The sequence below is a fragment of the Paraburkholderia sp. RL17-381-BIF-C genome, assembly GCF_046026435.1.
Lineage (GTDB): Bacteria > Pseudomonadota > Gammaproteobacteria > Burkholderiales > Burkholderiaceae > Paraburkholderia.
Map to the genome: position 1 here is coordinate 18,754 of NZ_JARESX010000057.1, position 18,273 is coordinate 37,026.

Below are 18,273 nucleotides of genomic sequence, written 5' to 3' on the forward strand. Positions count from 1 at the left end.
CACGAGTCGCCGCGCCGGCAGCCCATCAAGGAGACAAAACGTGAATGCAGAGCCGACTCAGCCCCGTGTCGAACCCGTGATTCGAGAGACGTCCGTGCCTTATCGCCGGGTGCGTATCGGATCGGCAGCGGCCAGCGTTCGTCGACAGGGCGACGCCTGGTACCTGCAAGCGAGCGAGCCGATCGGCGCTTATCCGGCACGTCTGACCGACCGGCTCGTGAGCGGAGCCCACGCCCATCCGGACCGGTGGCTAGTGGCACGCCGCGGTGCCGACGGCGAATGGGTGGGCATCAGCTATGCGCAGATGCTCGAGCGTGCCCGTTCTATCGGCCAGGCGCTACTCGAGCGCAAGTTGTCGGCCGAGCGGCCGGTTGTCCTTCTGTCCGGTAACGACCTCGAGCATTTCCAGCTCGCACTCGGTGCGATGTGGGCGGGCGTTCCTTATGCGCCGATCTCGCCCGCCTATTCGCTCATTTCCAGCGACTACGGCAAACTGCGCCACGCGATCGAACTGCTGACGCCCGGTCTCGTGTTCGCCGCCGACGGCGATGCGTTCGCCGCCGCAATCGACGCCGTCGTGTCCGACGATGTGGAAGTGGTGACGGCTTACGGTTCCAACAATCGCGCGCAGACACCGTTCGCGGAACTGTTGAACACGCCCGCAACGACGGTCGATGCCGTGCACGCCGCGATCGAACCCGATGCAATCGCGAAGTTCCTCTTCACCTCCGGCTCGACCAAACGTCCGAAAGCGGTTCCGACGACGCACCGCATGCTGTGCAGCAACCAGCAGATGCTACTCGAAACGTTCCCGGAATTCGCCCACGAGCCGCCGGTTCTGGTCGACTGGCTGCCTTGGAATCACACGTTCGGTGGCAGCCACAACGTGGGCATCGCACTGTATAACGGCGGCACGCTGCATATCGACGACGGCAAGCCGGTAGGCAAGAAGTTCGACGAAACGCTGCGCAATCTTCGCGAGATCGCGCCGACCATCTATTTCAATGTGCCAAAGGGTTGGGAGGAGCTGGCGAGTGCGCTCGAAGCGGACGCGCAGCTTCGCGCAACCTTCTTCTCTCGTGTCAAAGTCTATTTCTTTGCTGGCGCGGGACTCTCGCAAGCGGCGTGGGATCGCCTGGAGCGGGTGACGGAGCAATACTGCGGCGAGCGCATTCGCATCATGGCCGGATTGGGTATGACCGAAACATCGCCCTCCTGTCTGTTTACGACCGGGCCTGTCATGGGTGCGGGCTATGTCGGAGTGCCCGCACCCGGCTGCGAAGTAAAGCTCGCGCCCGTATCGGGCAAGCTGGAAGCACGCTTTCGCGGGCCGCACGTGATGCCCGGTTACTGGCGGATGGACGAGGAAAACGTGGCCGGGTCGTTCGACGACGAAGGTTACTACTGCAGCGGCGACGCGTTGAAGTTCGTCGATCCCCGTAAGCCGGAACTCGGACTGTTGTTCGATGGCCGGATCGCCGAAGACTTCAAGCTGAGCTCGGGTACGTTCGTGAGCGTCGGGCCGATGCGTGCCCGGGTGGTCTCCGAGGGCGCGCCGTACGTCCAGGATGTGGTCGTGACCGGTATGAATCGCGACGATGTCGGTGCGCTAGTGTTTCCGCGCCTCGACGATTGCCGGCGGCTGGCGGACTTGCCGGCATCGGCGAGCGCCGCTGAGATCGTCGCGGCGCCTGCTGTGCGCGCGTTCTTCACCGGCTTGCTGGCCCGTCTGAACCGCGAGTCGACCGGCGGCGCAACGACGATCGCGCGCTTGCGCCTGCTCGACGTGCCCCCCTCCCTCGATCTGGGCGAGATCACCGACAAAGGCTCGATCAACCAGCGCGCGGTACTGACACATCGCGCGAATCTGGTGGAGGCGATGCATGACCCACGTCAGGCCGATCCCGCGGTGATCTATGCGTGCAATGACGGGCTCTGACATGTCTGCTTGCTACGTGGCTCCACTGCGCGACATGCGCTTCGTGATGGAAGAATGGCTCGACGCCGAAGCGTTCTGGCGGCAGATTCCGGAATGGTCCGATTTCGATTCGACGACCGCGCGAATGGTCCTCGAAGAAGCCGGCCGCTTTGTGTCGGAGCAGCTTGCGCCGCTCAATGCCAGCGGCGACCTTGAAGGCTGTCAGTTCGTCGATGGCGAAGTGCGTATGCCGCGCGGCTTCAAGGCAGCGTATCGCGCCTATGTCGACGGCGGCTGGCCGACGCTCTCGGCAAGTGCCGGCCATGGCGGCCAGGACTTGCCGCAACTGCTGGAAGTGGCGCTTCACGAAATGCTGGCGGCGGCGAATCACGCGTGGCTCATGTCACCCGGATTGACGCATGGCGCAAGCGTCTGCTTGCAGACGCATGGGTCGGAGAAGCTGAAAGCCGACTACCTGCCAAAAATCGCGAGCGGCGAGTGGCTCACCACCATGTGTCTGACCGAGCCGCAGGCAGGGAGCGACCTCAGTCTGCTGCGCACGACCGCCATCCCGGACGAGGTGAGCGAGGGTTATCGAATCACGGGCAGCAAGATCTTCATCAGCGGTGGCGATCACGATCTGACGGACAACATCGTCCACCTGGTACTTGCGCGTTTGCCCGATGCGCCTCCCGGAACGCGCGGACTCTCGATGTTCCTTGTGCCGAAGTGGCGACCTCACAGCGGGGTGGCGATTCGCAATGGCGTTCATTGCGAGGGGATTGAAAAAAAGATGGGGCTCAAGGCAAGCCCCACATGCACGATGCGGTTCGAGGACGCGCTGGGTTGGCTGGTCGGCGAGCCGCATCGCGGGCTGGCGGCGATGTTCGTGATGATGAACGCCGCGCGCTTGCAGGTCGCGATGCAGGGACTGGGTCACGCCGAGAGTGCCTGGCAACGCGCAACGATCTATGCGCGCGAACGGGTGCAAATGCGCGCGCCCGGTCTGGAGGCGAAAACGCAGGGGGCGTCGCCCATTTCGCTGCATCCCGCGATACGGCGCACGCTGATGGATCTGCGTTGCGTCGTCGAGGGCGAGCGGTCGATCGGCTATTGGATCGGCCAATGGCTCGACATTGCCGCACGCCATCCCGATGAAGCGAAGCGTGCCGAAGCAGATCGTTTCGCCGCGCTCCTCACGCCGGTGGCGAAAGCATTTTTCACGGCCAATGGCTTTCTTGGGGCGTCGAGCGCGCTCCAGGTGTTCGGGGGCTACGGTTACATACATGAATACGGCATCGAACAAACGGTGCGCGATAGTCGTGTCTCGCTCCTGTATGAAGGCACAAACGAGATTCAGTCGATCGACCTGCTGGTTCGCAAAGTAATCGGCGACGGCGGGGACAAGCTGCGAGCATTGCTTGCCCATCTTCGCGCGGAAGCCGCGGAGCACGCCAATGCCGCACCGGATTTGCCGCAGGTCGCGGCGCAACTCGAGACATTGTGCGCGGATGCGTGGCATACGACCGCCGCGATCATCGAAGAGAGCGCGCGCGACGTGGAGTTGCCTTATCGCGTCGCCGACGATTACCTCGCAATGATCGGCTGGTTGCTCCTCGCCTATGCGTGGGCGCGCTCGCTTCGGCTTGCCGCTCCGAAGGCGGATGAAGAAGATTTCTATCGTCAGAAAGTGGCCACGGCCCGCTATTTCTTCGACTACCGATTAGCCGAATTCACGCACCGCAGGCGCCTGGTCGATGCCGGAATTCATGCCGATCTTCCTTTCATCGGAGCGACAGCGGGCACTTCGTAGCTGTTCGATGCTCCATGCACTGCAACCTCATTGGATAACGCAATGAAAAATCTGCTCAGGCTTTTTCTCGTCTCGACATTTGCGGCACTGGCTTTCAATCATGCTCTCGCCGTGGAGCCGGAGGCGGCGGCCCACGCCGAATTCGAGCCGCCCAAACCGGAACTCGCCTACATGGGCCGCTTCTCGGTCGACCTGACCGCGCCGATCTGGGAGTTGGGAAAGACCGCCGATGCCGGTAAGCGTCGGATCATTCCGATCACCGGCGGCAGTTTTCACGGTCCCATGCTGAACGGCGAGATTCTGAATAACGGTGCTGACTGGCAAGTCGTCACTCCCGACGGACTGGCGATTATCGACACCCGATACCTGCTGAAGATGGATGACGGCGAGCTCGTGTATCTGCAGACGAGAGGGTTGCGGTACGGCCCCGCGGATGTGATGGCGGACGTGGCGAAGGGCAAGCCCGTGGACCCGGGGAAATATTACTTCCGCCTCTACATGACCTTCGAGACCGCCTCGAAGAAATACGCGTGGCTGAACCGGGCAATGGCCGTTGGCTACGCGATGCGGCTCGGCAACGCCGTGGTCTACGACGCCTACTTGCTGAAGTAAGTGAACGTGGCGGACGGAGGGTCGTAGCGTGCCGCCTCGCGGTTTGGCGGACCGACGGTGAGATGGTCGCGGGAAGCGCGGATGAACGCGGTAACATTGCTGCTTTCCGACGAGCAAAGAGCCGACGCGATGACGAGCAAAGCCCCAAAAATGACGACCCCCGGCACCGCGCGCCCCGCCCGCGCGCCATCGGCGCGGCGCAAGGCCACGCCTGCGCCACGTTTGACCTACGTCATTGGGAGCCTCGACAGAATCCTGCGGCGAAAGATGACGGAGGCGCTGGCGCCTCTCGGCCTGACGCTGGCGCAATTCACCGCGCTTTCCGTTCTTGATGCGCGTGGACAGGCGTCGAATGCCCAGCTTGCGGAATGGTCGTTCATCACGCCGCAGTCCGCCAACGAGGTGATGATTGTCATGTCATCGCGCAACTGGATCACGCGCGAGCCCGATCCCAATCATGGACGCATCGTCGTGCTGCAACTCACTGACGAAGGCCGCGACGTCCTGCGTCGGGGCATGGATATCGTGCGGCTGCTCGAAGAACAGATGCTTGCAGGTATCGATGCTGATAATGCCGCTACCGTGCAAGCCCACCTCGAATTGTTTGTACGTAATCTGCGCAGCTGATTGGCAATTCGGGCGCGAAGGCGGGAGAAGCTGCGCCCGCCGTATGGAATGCGGTCCTGTCAATTCGATAAATGATCCTTCCTATAGGCAACCTCTCAAGCTGCCTTCCTATTTGCACCAGAGCCGATTGGAACATCAACGGTACTGGTAACAGAAACATTTCTGAAAATCGGGTACTCCGAGACTATCTATACGGTGGTACCGTCAGGTCATGCTTTTTTTCATCTCGCTCCTCACGGGCCCTGTCGACGCGTCATCGCCTGATTGCGCCACTCGCGCGGCGACGTCTCGAACCGCTCCCGAAACGCGCGGCTGAAATGCGACATGTCGTTAAACCCCCACCGTAACGCGACATCGGAAACCCTCAGCACCGCGCAGTGCGGATTTACCAGATCCTCCGCGCAGCGTTCGAGCCGCAGGTTCCACACATATCGCATCAGTGACGTGTTCTCCGCCTCGAAAAGCTTGTTGATGTACCGCGAAGAAATCCCGATCGCCTGCTCGATCAACGTCGGATTCAGATCCGGGTCGCGCAGGTGCTCGAGCAGATGTCGCTTCACGCGCGTCAACGTTAGCGCCTTCATCCTCGATTGCGCGACGTCGTTGCGCCGCAGGTTCCCAAGCGTCATCGCAATCAACGAGATCGCCGTGTCCGACAGTTGCAGCATCTCGTCCTCGGAGACATGGCGGATCTGTGACGACATCTGCTCGAGGAAACCGCGCATCACGCTGCCGACGCCCTGCGCCGTTGGAATTGGACTCGCGGTGCGGTGCTCCATGCCGACGACGAGCTGATTCAAAGTCGTGCGCGGAATGCTGACGACGATCTCGCGCCACGGCTGGCCGAACTGCAGGTGGTGCGGCCGTGTCGCGTCGTAGATCGCAAAATCCCCGGGACGCAGCGTGACGATCTTGCCGTCCTGCTCGACCGATTGACTGCCCTCAAGCATCAATACCGCAAAATACTTATCCTCATACTCGCTCCGCGCTTGGCGATAACGCCGGATCACCGCTTGCTCGCTTGCGTGGATCTCCGAGATCCGCATCTTTTCGCACTTGCGTTGCCGTACCTGCCCGAAGAAATCAGCCTTCTGCACGTCCGCTATCTGCACGTCCGCGAACAAACGCAGAATCGTTTCGCGCCAAAACTCGATGCGCTGGCTGACCGAGCCGTCGGTCGCCACCTCGATCGCCGAAGTCGTCCATTCGGCCGACGGGCGATCGGACTCGAAGCCGGAAAAATCTCCGCTCGTGGCGCGAGGAAAAACTTGCGTCGTCATCATCATGTCCCAATTGGATTGCGAACGAGCAGCCAGTACCCTGCACGGGAAAAAAAGCGTTGTCCAATCGACTCTACCGCTTGCACCGCGAGACCTGTCGGACAGACTCGCGGCGCAGCGGCAGCGCGCTACCGTTCCGGGCAAGTCATGCGAATATCGTCTGACGCCAGGCGGATGATTGTTCATAAGCATACGCGCAGCGGTAGATCGTGGCCTCGTCGAAGCGGCGGCCGACCAGTTGCAGCCCGATCGGCAGATCCTCCGCTACCCCGCACGGGAGCGACATTGCGGGATGCCCGGACACGTCGAACGGTGCGGTGTTCGCGAGCATCTCGAACGCGCGCGTCAGCGATTCCGACATGGTGCAACCGGGGTCCGGCAGCTTCGATGCGCGCATCGGCACCGTCGGCATTAACAAAAGATCATACGATTGAAGCGCCGAGTCGTAATCCGCCCGCAGCCGCCGCGCGAGGTTCTGGCTTTTCGCGTAGTAGCGACCACGATACCGGCTAGTGAAGTATTCGCCGAGCAGCATCGTCACCTTCACGGTGTCTGGCAGTTCGTCGGCGCGCTCGCGCCAACCCGCATGGTGATCGATCATCCCGGTCACGTACAGACCGCCCCAGTTGAAGCCGTGGCTATTGCCCTTCATCATCTGCTGCGTCGCGCCCTCGGCTGCGATCGGCAGCCAGATCGCGGTACCGGCTGCATGCAGGGGTACCGACACCTCGTCGACGCTCGCGCCGAGCTTGCGTAGCCGATGCGCGGCGACGAGCACCGCCTCATCGACGACCGATTCCGAGTTCGCGAGCCCGAAGCCTTCGCGCAGGATCCCGATCCGCAACCCTGCTATGCCGTCGCGGATCGCGCCGAGAAAGTCGGCGCGCGGCGGCAGCGCGCGTTGGCGCGGATCGAGCCCGTCGTCGCCGGCGATCACGTCGAGCAGCAACGCGTTATCGTACACACTGTTCGTCAACGGTCCGAGGTGATCGACGGTCGCCTCGATCGGCATCGCGCCGGTGTATGGCACGAGCCCGTGCGTCGGCTTCATCCCGTAGACACCGCAATACGCGGACGGAATCCGCACCGAGCCGCCCTGATCGCTGCCCAGCGCCATATCGACCTCGCCGCTCGCGACGAGTGCACCGCTGCCGGACGACGAGCCGCCCGTTGAATGTCCTGGCTTGCGCGGATTCTGCACCGGCCCGGACGCACTCGTATGCGAGCCACCGGAAAAGCAGTAGTACTCGCAGGTGGACTTGCCGGCAATCGTTGCGCCGGCATCGAGCATGCGTGTGACGACAGTCGCGTCGACGTCCGGCACGTAGCCCTCGAACGTGCTCGCGCCGTTACGCATCGGCACGCCGGCCACGCAGATGTTGTCCTTCACGGCGACCGTCTTGCCGCTTAGCTTGCCATCGGGCGCACCGTGAATCGTGCTCTTGCGCGCCCATGCGCCGTAGCGATTCTCGTCACCTTCCGGGCGATAGCCGGGCGTGCGCGGGTAAGTGACAAGCGGCAGATAGTCAGGCAGTGCGTCGATCGTATCGTATGCGTCGAAGTTCGCCTGCAGCGCTTCGTCGTAGTCGGCGAGTTGCCGTTGGTCGACATGAAAGCCGAAACCGGCTGCGATGCCGGCGAGTTGTTCACGGGTCGGGCGCTTGATCGCCATCGATTTTCTCCAGTTCGGTAAGGCGGCGCCGCACGTGCGGCGCGCGGATCATTCAGCGGGCGGCGTCGCGCATCATCCCGGTTTGCGGGTGGCAGTTCACGTACTCGTACACCTGATGTTTCGCGTCGAATACGGACACCTCGTGGTACAGCCGCAGCTTCGACAACCCGGCGACAACGCGGAAGAACGTGACGAAGATCCGCAGATGCGTAGGGTGCGACTCGGCCCAGCGTTCGAGCCGCTCGAGCGAGCGCCAGTGACCGATGTTGTAGCTCTCGTCGAGCAGGTTGCCGTCCAGATCGATCGACTGCACGTAGCGGTTGCTGTAGCAGCCGGCGGCGGCGCCGTTGTCGCGCAGGAAGTCCATGCCCGCGCGCAACGTCGGTTCGATCTCGTCGAGATAGAGACGACGCTCGTCGCTTTCGGCCGCGCGCCAGTCCTGCCCGGATCGGATCAGCGCGATGTTGTCATGCGCGTGCACCACGACGCGGCCGCCTTTCGACGGGTCGCCATGCACGATCCTCAGCTCGCCGTCCGCCTGCATCCAGTCGATCTGCGAGATCGGAAAGCGGTCGCGCATCGATCCCCAGTAGCCATGTTCCTCAACCTCGCCGCTGACGCCGTCCATGATCGCGCCGACGCCCGGAAAAGCGTCGGTGAACGCGTACAGCGTTTCGAACTGCTCGGCACGCGGCGCCGCGATCTCGCGGAAATAGCCGACTCCGTCGGTGAGACGTTCTTCGGATTCCCACCATTCGGCGATCGCGAGCGACGTGACCCAGCGTTGGTACGCAGCCGGGTCGCGCCAATAGCCAACGACGATCAGGTTGTCATAGCCCTCGTTGTCGGTATGCTGCGTCAGATCGTGATTCGCGGGCCCGTCCACCGCGCCGAAATCGGCGACCATCCGGCGCAACGCGGCCAGCGCGGCGGCACGCTTGCCGGCGCCGCGATACTGCACACCGAAGTAGCCCATTACGACCTGCTGCAGGTCCTCGGCCGCGCGGGCGACGTACATAGGGAACGGCGGCTGGTAATCGTCGTCGACGCGGCGCGACAATCTACGCGGACAGACCAGGTGTTTGTCGATGGCGGATTCCATGAGTGACCTCGCTATAAAATGAAGGACATGTTGAGAAACAAAAGGTAAGGATAGCGAACAGGTGTGACCCGAACTCGACTTCAGAAGATATGGGCGTAGCGCAGCCCGACAAGGAGGCTGTCCTTCGTCCCGTTACGCACGCTCAGGTCAGTGCCGAGCTGAATCTGCACCTGGTCAGCCTTGGTCACGAACTTCGCCGCGGTCAGCCGCAAGCGCGTCGTGCGCAGCGCGTCGTGGCTGTCGATCCCGTCAACGCTGGTCTCACCGCCCCAAAACTGCGTGACGCCAAGTCCGAGTGACGTGCCCGGATCCGGCATGTAGCGAACCATCGCCTGTGCGCTGTAGCCCATGCGCTGATGCAGCGTCGCACCGCTCGGGCCATACGACGTGTTGTTGCCATACCAGATCGCGTCGCCGACGAGATCGAGCGCCCAGTGCGGCGAGAAGTGCTTCACATATGCAGCCTGGAAGTCGAGCGACCAGCGGTTCGCGCCGAAGTTGAGACTGCGGTTCTGGTCGTAGCTGCCGGTAGGCGCGTACAGATAGACGGTTGCGGCCGCAACGTCCTTCGCGTCGTTCAGGCGAAGCTTGAGCGGCGCAGTCAGGATCACATCGCCGACACCCGTTGTGGTGCCGAGCGCGCTCGCGTTGCCAAAGCCGCTAATGTGACCGAACGGCAGCAGGATCTGCGGATCGATCGTCAGGCGGTCGGTCAGCTGGAACACGTGCAGCAGACGTGCGATACCGACGTTCGACTGCAGGTCGAAGTTCGAGGTCTTGCTGCCGTTCGAATAGACCGCGTTTGTCGTCGAGTAGTTGTAGTACAGCACGCCGATCGTCGCGCCGACCGGGTACTGCTCGTAATCGCCGGGATCGACCTCGACCGCCCCCGCATAGTGCGATGCAACCAGTATCAGCGAGGCGCCGATCCAGCTCGCGATCCGCTTCAGTTTCGTTCTGTTGCCGTTGTCCATCATTCCCCTCCCCTGGATGAGCAGACACCATCGCACCCGACGTGCGAGGAACGTGCGCCGTTGCCGGGCGCCGGTATCGTGATGTACTGCGTGGTTTCTATCCAGCGGCGCGTGGGCTGCGCCGCCGATTCGCGACGACCCGTCGGGCCATCGCTCGAGAGAGAGAATAGGAAGGCAAAATCCGCGGTTCTGTCTTCTGACGGAACAAGAAGTTGGCTGGGGCGGGCTTCCGCGCCTGGCGTCACGCGCCAGCAACATAACGGATGCCGTTCACCGTCATTCCCTGCCGATGTAAAGCCGGCGCATAAGCGGGTCAGCCGCGTACACAGCAGGTTTCGCCGCCCACGTCACGATCTGCGGCCGATCACGCGCGCGGATCCGTCCCAGCACAGTTTCCGATCCGCGCGGACAAAGCACCGCGCTTTTTCTCTTCTTACCCTGTTCGTCAGGACGTGACCGGAAATGCCGGCGTCTTCGCCCGGACACGGCGGCGGCATCGACGCCGCGACGGTCTGTTATCCCCTATCCATCACAAGGAGTCCCACCATGAGCGCGAACCCATTCGCGGAAACAACCTCGACGCCCGGCGAACGTGCCCGGGCACTATTCCGGGTCATGAAGGAAAAGAACCTGATCCCGGACGGCTATATCGAGGGCCTGACGGAACTGATGTCGACGACCTGGGATCCGGCCAACGGCGCGCGCATCGTCGCGCGTGCATGGGTTGATCCGACGTTTCGCGAACTACTGCTGAAGGACGGCACGGCCGCGTGCGCGCAGTTCGGCTACACGGGCCCGCAGGGCGAATACATCGTCGCGCTCGAAGATACGCCGACGCTGAAGAACGTGATCGTCTGCAGTCTGTGCTCATGCACGAACTGGCCGGTCCTGGGTCTGCCGCCCGAGTGGTACAAGGGCTTCGAATACCGCGCCCGGCTCGTTCGCGAAGGGCGCACCGTGCTGCACGAACTCGGCACCGATCTACCGGGCGACGTTGTGGTCAAGGTCTGGGACACCACGGCCGAAAGCCGCTATCTGGTGCTGCCGGTGCGCCCGCAAGGTAGCGAGCACATGAGCGAGGCCGAGTTGCAGACGCTTGTCACCAAGGACGTGCTGATCGGCATCGCACTGCCGCGCGTGAGCTGATTCGCGCCGGGCTCTCCCATCGACATTCATTTCGGAGTAAACACATGGACGGCTTTCACGACCTCGGCGGCTTCCAGGGCTTCGGCCGGGTTCCGCATTCGATCAACAGCCTCAGCTACAAGCCGGTTTTCAAGGAAGACTGGGAACATCTCGCGTACAGCCTGATGTTCGTCGGTGTCGATCAGCTGAAAAAATTCAGCGTCGACGAAGTACGGCACGCGGTCGAGCGGATCGATGTGCGCCAGCACGTCGGCACGCGCTACTACGAACGCTACGTGATCGCGACGGCGACGCTGCTCGTCGAAACCGGCGTGCTGACGCAAGACGAACTTGACCGCGCGCTCGGCTCGCGGTTCAGACTCGCGAATCCACCGCATTCGCCGGGTCGCGCCGCCCGCGCCGGCTCGACACAGTTTGAAGTCGGCGACCGCGTGATCGTCCGCGACGAATACGTGAGCGGACACGTCCGCGCGCCGGGCTACGTGCGCGGAAAAGAAGGTGTCGTGCTGCACCGGACAAGCGAATCGTGGCCGTTCCCGGACACGATCGGCCATGGCGATACTCAAGCCGTGCACCAGCCGACCTATCACGTCGAGTTTCGCGTGAAGGATCTGTGGGGCGATGCGGCGGACGACGGCTACGTGGTTGTCGATCTGTTCGAAGGCTATCTGGAGCGCGCGCCGGCACGCGCCGAGGCCGCCGCCGTGCGGGGCGGGAAACATGCCGATGGTGTGCCCGCATGAACACGCTTGCGTCATTACGCGCGCCGGACGACCCGGCGGCACGGATCCCGGTCACCGTGCTGTCCGGGTTCCTCGGTGCGGGAAAAACGACGCTGCTGAACTACATCCTGCACAATCGCGCGGGGCTGAGGGTCGCGGTGATCGTCAACGACATGAGCGAAGTGAACATCGACGCAGACGACGTGCGGCGTCACGTCGAACTGCATCGCGGCAATGACGAACTCGTCGAGATGAGCAACGGCTGCATCTGCTGCACGCTGCGCGCCGATCTGCTCGAGCAGATCAGCGTGCTCGCGCGGCGGCGCCGCTTCGATTACCTGCTGATCGAATCGAGCGGCGTCTCGGAGCCGATGCCGGTCGCGGAGACGTTCGCGTTTCTCGACCAGCGCGGCTTCTGCCTCAGCGAACTCGCGCGACTCGATACGCTCGTCACCGTCGTCAACGGCGAGACGTTCGAGGCGATGCTGGCATCGACGGAGCCGGTCGCAGCCGGCAACGAAAACGGCGCCGAGACGCGCAAGCTCTCGGATCTGCTGATCGAGCAGGTCGAATACGCGAACGTCATCCTGGTCAGTCGGCTCGACCGGATCGGTGCAGCGGGTTTCGACCGGCTGCGTGCGGCGCTCGCGTTGCTGAATCCGTCCGCGCGGATACTGCCGATGGCGAACGGCAACGTCGATCCGTCGGAGGTACTGAATACCCGCCGGTTCAATCTGCCCGCGCTCGTCGAATCGCCGGGCTGGATGCAGCGGATGCAAGCCGACGAGCGGCCCTCGGAATCAGAGTCGTATGGGATCGCGTCATGGGTCTATCGCGAGCGCGCGCCGTTTCATCCGGCGCGACTCCTCGCCTGGTTACATCGAACGTGGAGCAACGGCCGCCTGCTTCGCTGCAAGGGCTATTTCTGGATCGGGCATTGCCATGTCGATATCGGCATGCTTGTGCAGACCGGCGGCCGCTTTCAGTGGGGCTACGTCGGCCGTTGGTGGCGCTTCGTTCCGCAACCGGACTGGCCGCGCGATGACTATCGCCGTCAGGGCATACTCGACAAGTGGGAGGAGCCGGTCGGCGATTGCCGGCAGGAAATCGTGTTTATCGGACAGGCAATCGACCACGACCGGCTGCGGCGGGAACTCGATGCATGTCTGCTAAGCGTTTCCGAAATCGACGCGGGCCCGTATGAATGGGCGCGTCTGCCGGGTGCCGAGGCGTTCGACGCGCAAGCGCTCGCGGGACAGCTATGACGTTTGGCAACACCGGCCCTTCACGCGGCGCCGCCCTTTCGCGATCCGTACCGATACGAGGACATGTTTCGCGCAGTACTTGAACACGCCGAGAAGCAAAAGCGGCTGCGGGCAAAGGGAAGCTGAGTGAGCAGCTGAGTGAGCAGCGGATCTGGCGCGTCTTCACCGTGAATTGGCGACAGTCACGCTAAAAAGCGACATGCCAATCGCCAATCCGTTGCTATTCTCGGCCGGCGATCACGCCAGCTCGACAGCCAGCGCGGTGGCCTCACCTCCGCCGATGCAGAGTGACGCGACGCCCCGCTTCGCGCCATGCTTTTTGAGCGCTGCGAGCAGCGTCACGATGATCCGTGCGCCCGATGCGCCAATCGGGTGACCTAAGGCACACGCGCCGCCATGAACATTGACCTTCTCGTGCGGCAAGCCGAGATCACGCATGGCGATCATCGTCACCACGGCGAATGCTTCATTGATCTCCCACAGGTCGACCTGATCCGGCCTCCAATCAAGCTTTTCCAGCAATCCCTTGATTGCTCCAACCGGCGCGGTGGTAAAGAGGGACGGCAGCTGAGCAAAGGTGTTATGCGCCCGAATCGTGGCGATGGGACTCAAGCCGCGTTTCTCGGCTTCCGAGCGACGCATCATCACCAACGCAGCGGCGCCGTCCGATATCGAAGACGAATTGGCCGCCGTCACCGTACCGCCGTCCCGGAAGGCCGGCTTCAAGTTCGGTATCTTGTCCGGCTGGGCCTTGCCGGGTTGTTCGTCGACGGCAACCACGGTATCGCCCTTGCGCCCTTTCAGCACGACAGGTGCGATCTCATGGACGAAGCTGCCGTCGGTACTGGCCTTCAATGCCCGCGCCAGCGAGGTCGTGGCAAACGCGTCTTGCTCCTCACGGGTGAACTGATAGGTCTGCGCGCTATCCTCGGCAAATGTACCCATCAGACGGCCCCGATCATAGGCATCCTCCAATCCGTCCAGGAACATATGATCGATGAGCTTGCCATGACCCATGCGATATCCGCTACGCGCTTTGTCCAACAAGTACGGGGCATTGGACATGCTTTCCATGCCGCCCGCCACCATCACACGGTTAGTCCCGGCCAGCAGCAGATCGTGTGCGAACATCGCCGCCTTCATGCCCGAGCCGCACATCTTGTTGACAGTTGTGCATCCCGCCGAATCGGGAATGCCAGCGCCGCGCGAAGCCTGGCGCGCCGGCGCCTGGCCGAGGCCGGCAGGCAGCACGCAACCCATAATCACTTCCTCGACCTGATCAGCCGCGAGGCCGGCACGCTCGATTGCGGCGCGAATGGCGACAGCGCCGAGTTCCGGCGAACTGAGCGATGCGAAATCTCCTTGCAGCGCGGCCATCGGCGTGCGCGCAGCTCCAACTATCACGACAGGATCTTGTGTAGACATTGCTTCTCCGTAAGTGCTTGAGTTCGAGTGCCGGCAGCAACTTCATCAACGCGGCGCCAGCCGCAGGGCGCCGTCCAGACGGATGACTTCGCCGTTCAGCATGATGTTTTCGCAAATGTGCATGACGAGCGCGGCGTACTCGGATGGGCGGCCCAGCCGCGCAGGGAATGGCACGCTTTGCCCGAGGGAATCCTGAACCGCTTGCGGCATGGCCGTCAGCATGGGCGTCTCGAAGATACCCGGCGCGACGGTGACGACCCGCACCCCGTGCCTGGCGAGTTCGCGCGCAACCGGCAAGGTCAGGCCAACCACGCCGGCTTTGGAGGCGGCGTAGGCTGCCTGGCCGATCTGTCCGTCGAATGCAGCGATAGAAGCCGTATTGACGAGGACGCCCCGTTCGCCGTCGGGGCCAGGCGCTTCTTTCACGATGGCCGCGGCGGCGAGGCGGATCATATTGAAGGTCCCAACCAGGTTGATTCCAATCGCCTTGACGAAGCTGTCGAGCCGGTGCGGTCCCTCCCTGCCAAGCACTTTTTCGCCGGGTGCCACGCCCGCGCAATTGATCAAGCCGTGAAGATGTCCGAAACTTTCAAGCGCTGCGTCGACTGCGGCCTGGCCGTCGGCCTCGCTGGTGACATCGGTGGTGATGAAGCGAGCCTGGGCGCCCAATTCCGACGCGACGCGCTCTCCGGCCGCCTTGTTGATATCCGCGCAGACAACATAAGCGCCGCTGGTCACGAGCTGGCAAGCCACGGCAGCGCCCAGACCGGACCCTGCGCCAGTCACCAGAAAAACATGGTCCTTAACCTGCATATTCCACTTCCGTATTCTCAAAGCATTGATCGAACCCGCACGGCGTAACAACTCACTCCGCGGTCTTTACGGCGGCTTGAGCCCTCTCGTTATTGCGGAGAATGAAGCGCTGGATCTTGCCGCTGGGTGTCTTGGGCAATTGCTCCACAAACGAAATCTCGCGCGGATAAGCATGCGCCGACAGCCGTCGTTTGACGTGCTGGCACAATTCGTCCGCGAGGGAGTCGGACGGCTCGATGTCGGCTCTCAACACCACGAAGGCCTTGACGATCTCCGTGCGCTCCGGGTCCGGCTTGCCGATCACCGCTGTCTCCACCACCGCCGGGTGCTCTATCAACGCGCTCTCGACATCGAACGGACCGATTCGGTAGCCAGACGACGTGATGACGTCGTCGTTGCGTCCAACGAAGCTGATATGTCCATCAGCTTCCAGTTCGACTGTATCGCCCGTCCGGTAGTACCCGCCTTCAATCGCGGGGGTCGGCTGATTCAGGTAGCCGGTAAACCACATAAGCGGCGAGCGCGCGATATCCAACGCAAGAGTGCCCGGCACGTTGGGCGGAAGCTCGCGGCCTTCGTCGTCAAGCACCACAACGTGATGACCGAGCAAAGGCAAGCCGGTCGACCCCGGATGGACGGCATGGTGCAGACCGTGATGGTTGCTCACCACCATGCCCAGTTCAGTCTGGCCGTAATGATCGTATATCGGCGCTGCGAGATGCTCGTCGAACCAGCGGATCACTTCCGGGTTCAGCGGCTCGCCCGCGCTGCTCACTGCGCGCAGGGTTCCTTTCACGGCGGCTGCGGCCGCCTCGCCTGCCGCGATGAGCAGCCGGTAGGCAGTCGGTGCACCGGCAAGATTCGTTATTTCGTGATTCTTGATGATCCGATAGGTGCTTTCAGCGGAAAAAGGACCGTCGTAAAGCGTGGTGGCATGCCCCAGCAGCAATGGTCCGGTCACCGCGTAGTAAAGGCCGTAGGCCCAACCCGGATCGGCAATATTCCAGAATTTGTCGCCCGGCCGCAGGTCGACTGCATCGCGCATGTAGACATAGAACGCGAGCAACGCCCGCAGTGGCACCGGCACGCACTTGGGCAAGCCGGTGGTGCCCGAGGTCGACATCATCATGAACAGGTCCGTGCCGCGCCGCATGACCGGTTCGAAATCTTTGCCCTGACGCGCCAGTTCCGCATGGAAATCGGCGTCGCCCGACCGCACAGTCTCGTTGCCGTCCAGACGAGTCACGACGGCGGCCGCAGGCGCGTCGGCGATTTCATCCAGTTTTAGCCGGTTGTGTGGATCGGTAACGATCAGCTTGGCCCCGCTCATCCGCAATCGATGTTCAATGGCCTTGGGCCCGAATGCGGTGAAGAGCGGTTGATAGACAGCACCGGCCCGCCACGTTCCGAGGATCGTGATCACCAACTCAGGGGTGCGAGGCAGCAACCCCGCCACCACGTCACCGGCGCCTATGCCGCGAGAGGTCAGGAAGCCGGCGAACCGGGCTGAGTGTTCCCGCAGTTGCTCAAACGTATAGGTCGCACGGCGGCCATCTTCGCTTTCCCATTCCAACGCTATGCGCCCAGGCGCGACGTGCCGGTCGCAGCATTCAATGCAGGCGTTGATTCCGTCCTCCAGACTCCCTTCCAGTACAGCCGCCATGTCTTCGACCCGAAAGCCTTCTCGTGCGTCAGCGTAGGCGGTCAGGCTTTCGCTCCATCCGTCTTTGCAATCACTCATACCGTCTCCTTCATACCATCTTTCGAATTTTTGGGCGTCACGCCTAGCCTTCAAATCCACTATACAGCGGCAAGATATGGCAATCTATGACCAAAGAGGCCGAGTTTTTCGGCCGATATTGCCATGTGACCCAAACACGAAATAAGGACGGCATGAAACTGCGCACCATCTCAGCGTCGTTTGTCCACGAGGCACTGGAATGCGCACGTAGCTACGGGACGCCCACCGAACCGTTGCTAGCCGCGGCTGGCCTGCCACCTTCGGTGCAGGAGCCCGTGTCAGCCGAACACTACGGTGCCCTTTGGTTAGCCATTGCGCGGGCGATGGACGACGAGTTTTTCGGATTGGGCGAGCGCCCAATGCGGGTCGGCAGCTTCACGCTGCTGTGTCATTGCGTGCTGCACGCCGGCACGCTGCAGCAGGCGCTGCAGCGTGCGTTGCGCTTTCTTCGCGTGGTACTGGACGATCCGTTCGGCAAGCTGGTGACGGCAGATGGTCTTGCGCAAATTGTTCTGACCGATTGCGGTGCGGCACGTTCGGCTTTCGCCTATCGAACCTACTGGATCATTCTGCACGGCATAGCGTGTTGGCTGGTTGGGCGCCGGATCCCGTTACGTCTGGTCGATTTCCGTTGTGCCGAACCGGGTCGTAGCGCTGACTATCGCGTATTTTTCGGCGCACCTGTCCGGTTCGATCAACCAGTGAGTCGCCTCACCTTCGACACGGCTTTTCTTAAACTGCCGACTATCCGGAACGAGCGCGCGTTGAAGCAGTTTCTGCGCGGTGCGCCGGCCAACATCCTCGTGCGGTATCGTTATGACGCGGGTCTTGTCGCCGACGTTCGCGGGCGTCTGCAGCAGCTATCGCCCGCCGCATGGCCAAACTTCGAGGAAATGGCGCGGCAAGTGCGCTTACCGGAATCCACGTTGCGTCACCGCTTGCAGCAGCAGGGGCAAACGTACACCTCGATCAAAGATGAGATCCGCCGGAGTCTCGCGATCGACTGGCTGGTGCATAGCACGCGAAGCGTCAGCGAAGTAGCCAGCGAACTCGGCTTTACCGAGCCAAGCGCGTTCCATCGCGCCTTTAAAAAATGGACGTCCAGAAGTCCGGGGGCGTACAGGCGTGATGCCGGTCGTGCGTCATGACCTCGACTGACAAGG

At 62.5% G+C, this 18,273-nt stretch carries 15 protein-coding genes; 8 read left to right on the top strand and 7 right to left on the bottom strand.

Translation table 11 applies throughout. The annotated features are described in order from the left end of the window. Positions 1 to 40 precede the first annotated feature (40 nt). The 4 genes from P0D70_RS27250 to P0D70_RS27265 all read left to right on the top strand — a co-directional run bounded on the left by P0D70_RS27250 (position 41) and on the right by P0D70_RS27265 (position 4,970). A complete protein-coding gene (locus P0D70_RS27250) occupies positions 41 to 1,939 on the top strand; it encodes a feruloyl-CoA synthase (RefSeq protein ID WP_408186744.1) in 1,899 nt (632 codons plus the stop codon). A 1-nt stretch (position 1,940) separates the two neighbouring features. Next, positions 1,941 to 3,731, top strand: a complete 1,791-nt coding sequence (locus tag P0D70_RS27255; RefSeq protein WP_408186745.1) for an acyl-CoA dehydrogenase family protein — start codon at positions 1,941 to 1,943, stop codon at positions 3,729 to 3,731. A 42-nt stretch (positions 3,732 to 3,773) separates the two neighbouring features. Next, complete coding sequence (locus P0D70_RS27260; RefSeq protein WP_091803942.1) at positions 3,774 to 4,343, top strand: DUF3237 domain-containing protein; 570 nt, start codon at positions 3,774 to 3,776, stop codon at positions 4,341 to 4,343. 129 nt (positions 4,344 to 4,472) lie between these two features. Then, positions 4,473 to 4,970 (top strand): MarR family winged helix-turn-helix transcriptional regulator, encoded by a 498-nt coding sequence (locus P0D70_RS27265; protein WP_091808933.1) that lies wholly within the window; start codon positions 4,473 to 4,475, stop codon positions 4,968 to 4,970. A 233-nt stretch (positions 4,971 to 5,203) separates the two neighbouring features. Here the strand turns inward: P0D70_RS27265 and P0D70_RS27270 are convergent, their stop codons facing one another. From P0D70_RS27270 to P0D70_RS27285, 4 genes are all read right to left on the bottom strand, one after another. Further along, positions 5,204 to 6,250 carry an AraC-like ligand-binding domain-containing protein gene (locus P0D70_RS27270; RefSeq protein ID WP_408186756.1) on the bottom strand — a complete coding sequence of 349 codons (1,047 nt, stop codon included), beginning with the start codon at positions 6,248 to 6,250 and terminating at the stop codon, positions 5,204 to 5,206. 145 nt (positions 6,251 to 6,395) lie between these two features. Continuing rightward, positions 6,396 to 7,922 (bottom strand): amidase, encoded by a 1,527-nt coding sequence (locus tag P0D70_RS27275; protein ID WP_408186746.1) that lies wholly within the window; start codon positions 7,920 to 7,922, stop codon positions 6,396 to 6,398. Between the two features lie 52 nt (positions 7,923 to 7,974). Continuing rightward, positions 7,975 to 9,024 carry an aliphatic aldoxime dehydratase gene (gene oxdA, locus P0D70_RS27280; RefSeq protein WP_408186747.1) on the bottom strand — a complete coding sequence of 350 codons (1,050 nt, stop codon included), beginning with the start codon at positions 9,022 to 9,024 and terminating at the stop codon, positions 7,975 to 7,977. A gap of 80 nt (positions 9,025 to 9,104) precedes the next feature. After that, a complete protein-coding gene (locus P0D70_RS27285; protein WP_091803955.1) occupies positions 9,105 to 10,001 on the bottom strand; it encodes a transporter in 897 nt (298 codons plus the stop codon). 543 nt (positions 10,002 to 10,544) lie between these two features. Between P0D70_RS27285 and nthA the strand changes: the two genes are divergently transcribed. Genes nthA through P0D70_RS27300 form a run of 3 tightly spaced genes read left to right on the top strand, consistent with a single transcriptional unit; the run spans position 10,545 to position 13,131 of the window. Then, the gene (gene nthA / locus P0D70_RS27290; RefSeq protein WP_091803958.1) at positions 10,545 to 11,144 is read left to right on the top strand and encodes a nitrile hydratase subunit alpha; all 600 of its coding nucleotides are present in this window, start codon (positions 10,545 to 10,547) and stop codon (positions 11,142 to 11,144) included. Between the two features lie 44 nt (positions 11,145 to 11,188). After that, positions 11,189 to 11,887 (top strand): nitrile hydratase subunit beta, encoded by a 699-nt coding sequence (gene nthB / locus P0D70_RS27295; RefSeq protein ID WP_408186748.1) that lies wholly within the window; start codon positions 11,189 to 11,191, stop codon positions 11,885 to 11,887. Further along, entirely contained in the window at positions 11,884 to 13,131 is a 1,248-nt protein-coding gene (locus P0D70_RS27300) for a GTP-binding protein (protein WP_408186749.1), read from the top strand. Before nthB ends, P0D70_RS27300 begins: the two co-directional genes overlap by 4 nt. 237 nt (positions 13,132 to 13,368) lie before the next feature. On the opposite strand, the gene P0D70_RS27305 is transcribed toward P0D70_RS27300, so the two are convergent. From P0D70_RS27305 to P0D70_RS27315, 3 genes are read right to left on the bottom strand one after another with little or no spacing between them, the layout of a single operon-like run. After that, positions 13,369 to 14,556, bottom strand: coding sequence for an acetyl-CoA C-acetyltransferase (locus tag P0D70_RS27305; protein ID WP_091803968.1), 1,188 nt, complete (start codon positions 14,554 to 14,556; stop codon positions 13,369 to 13,371). A 45-nt stretch (positions 14,557 to 14,601) separates the two neighbouring features. Then, on the bottom strand, positions 14,602 to 15,369 hold the full coding sequence (locus P0D70_RS27310; protein ID WP_408186750.1) for a 3-hydroxyacyl-CoA dehydrogenase: 768 nt from the start codon (positions 15,367 to 15,369) through the stop codon (positions 14,602 to 14,604). Positions 15,370 to 15,421: 52 nt separating this feature from the next. After that, positions 15,422 to 17,110, bottom strand: a complete 1,689-nt coding sequence (locus P0D70_RS27315) for an AMP-binding protein (RefSeq protein WP_408186757.1) — start codon at positions 17,108 to 17,110, stop codon at positions 15,422 to 15,424. A gap of 152 nt (positions 17,111 to 17,262) precedes the next feature. Here P0D70_RS27315 and P0D70_RS27320 point away from each other — a divergent pair, with 152 nt between their 5' ends. Then, entirely contained in the window at positions 17,263 to 18,258 is a 996-nt protein-coding gene (locus tag P0D70_RS27320) for an AraC family transcriptional regulator (RefSeq protein ID WP_218157146.1), read from the top strand. Positions 18,259 to 18,273 lie beyond the last annotated feature (15 nt).

Coding starts and splice junctions, on each gene's coding strand:
- P0D70_RS27255 (WP_408186745.1), top strand. CDS start 1,941: ATGTCTGCTTGCTACGTGGCTCCACTGCGCGACATGCGCTTCGTGATG.
- P0D70_RS27260 (WP_091803942.1), top strand. CDS start 3,774: ATGAAAAATCTGCTCAGGCTTTTTCTCGTCTCGACATTTGCGGCACTG.
- P0D70_RS27265 (WP_091808933.1), top strand. CDS start 4,473: ATGACGAGCAAAGCCCCAAAAATGACGACCCCCGGCACCGCGCGCCCC.
- P0D70_RS27270 (WP_408186756.1), bottom strand. CDS start 6,250: ATGACGACGCAAGTTTTTCCTCGCGCCACGAGCGGAGATTTTTCCGGC.
- P0D70_RS27275 (WP_408186746.1), bottom strand. CDS start 7,922: ATGGCGATCAAGCGCCCGACCCGTGAACAACTCGCCGGCATCGCAGCC.
- oxdA (WP_408186747.1), bottom strand. CDS start 9,024: ATGGAATCCGCCATCGACAAACACCTGGTCTGTCCGCGTAGATTGTCG.
- P0D70_RS27285 (WP_091803955.1), bottom strand. CDS start 10,001: ATGATGGACAACGGCAACAGAACGAAACTGAAGCGGATCGCGAGCTGG.
- nthA (WP_091803958.1), top strand. CDS start 10,545: ATGAGCGCGAACCCATTCGCGGAAACAACCTCGACGCCCGGCGAACGT.
- nthB (WP_408186748.1), top strand. CDS start 11,189: ATGGACGGCTTTCACGACCTCGGCGGCTTCCAGGGCTTCGGCCGGGTT.
- P0D70_RS27300 (WP_408186749.1), top strand. CDS start 11,884: ATGAACACGCTTGCGTCATTACGCGCGCCGGACGACCCGGCGGCACGG.
- P0D70_RS27305 (WP_091803968.1), bottom strand. CDS start 14,556: ATGTCTACACAAGATCCTGTCGTGATAGTTGGAGCTGCGCGCACGCCG.
- P0D70_RS27310 (WP_408186750.1), bottom strand. CDS start 15,369: ATGCAGGTTAAGGACCATGTTTTTCTGGTGACTGGCGCAGGGTCCGGT.
- P0D70_RS27315 (WP_408186757.1), bottom strand. CDS start 17,110: ATGAGTGATTGCAAAGACGGATGGAGCGAAAGCCTGACCGCCTACGCT.
- P0D70_RS27320 (WP_218157146.1), top strand. CDS start 17,263: ATGAAACTGCGCACCATCTCAGCGTCGTTTGTCCACGAGGCACTGGAA.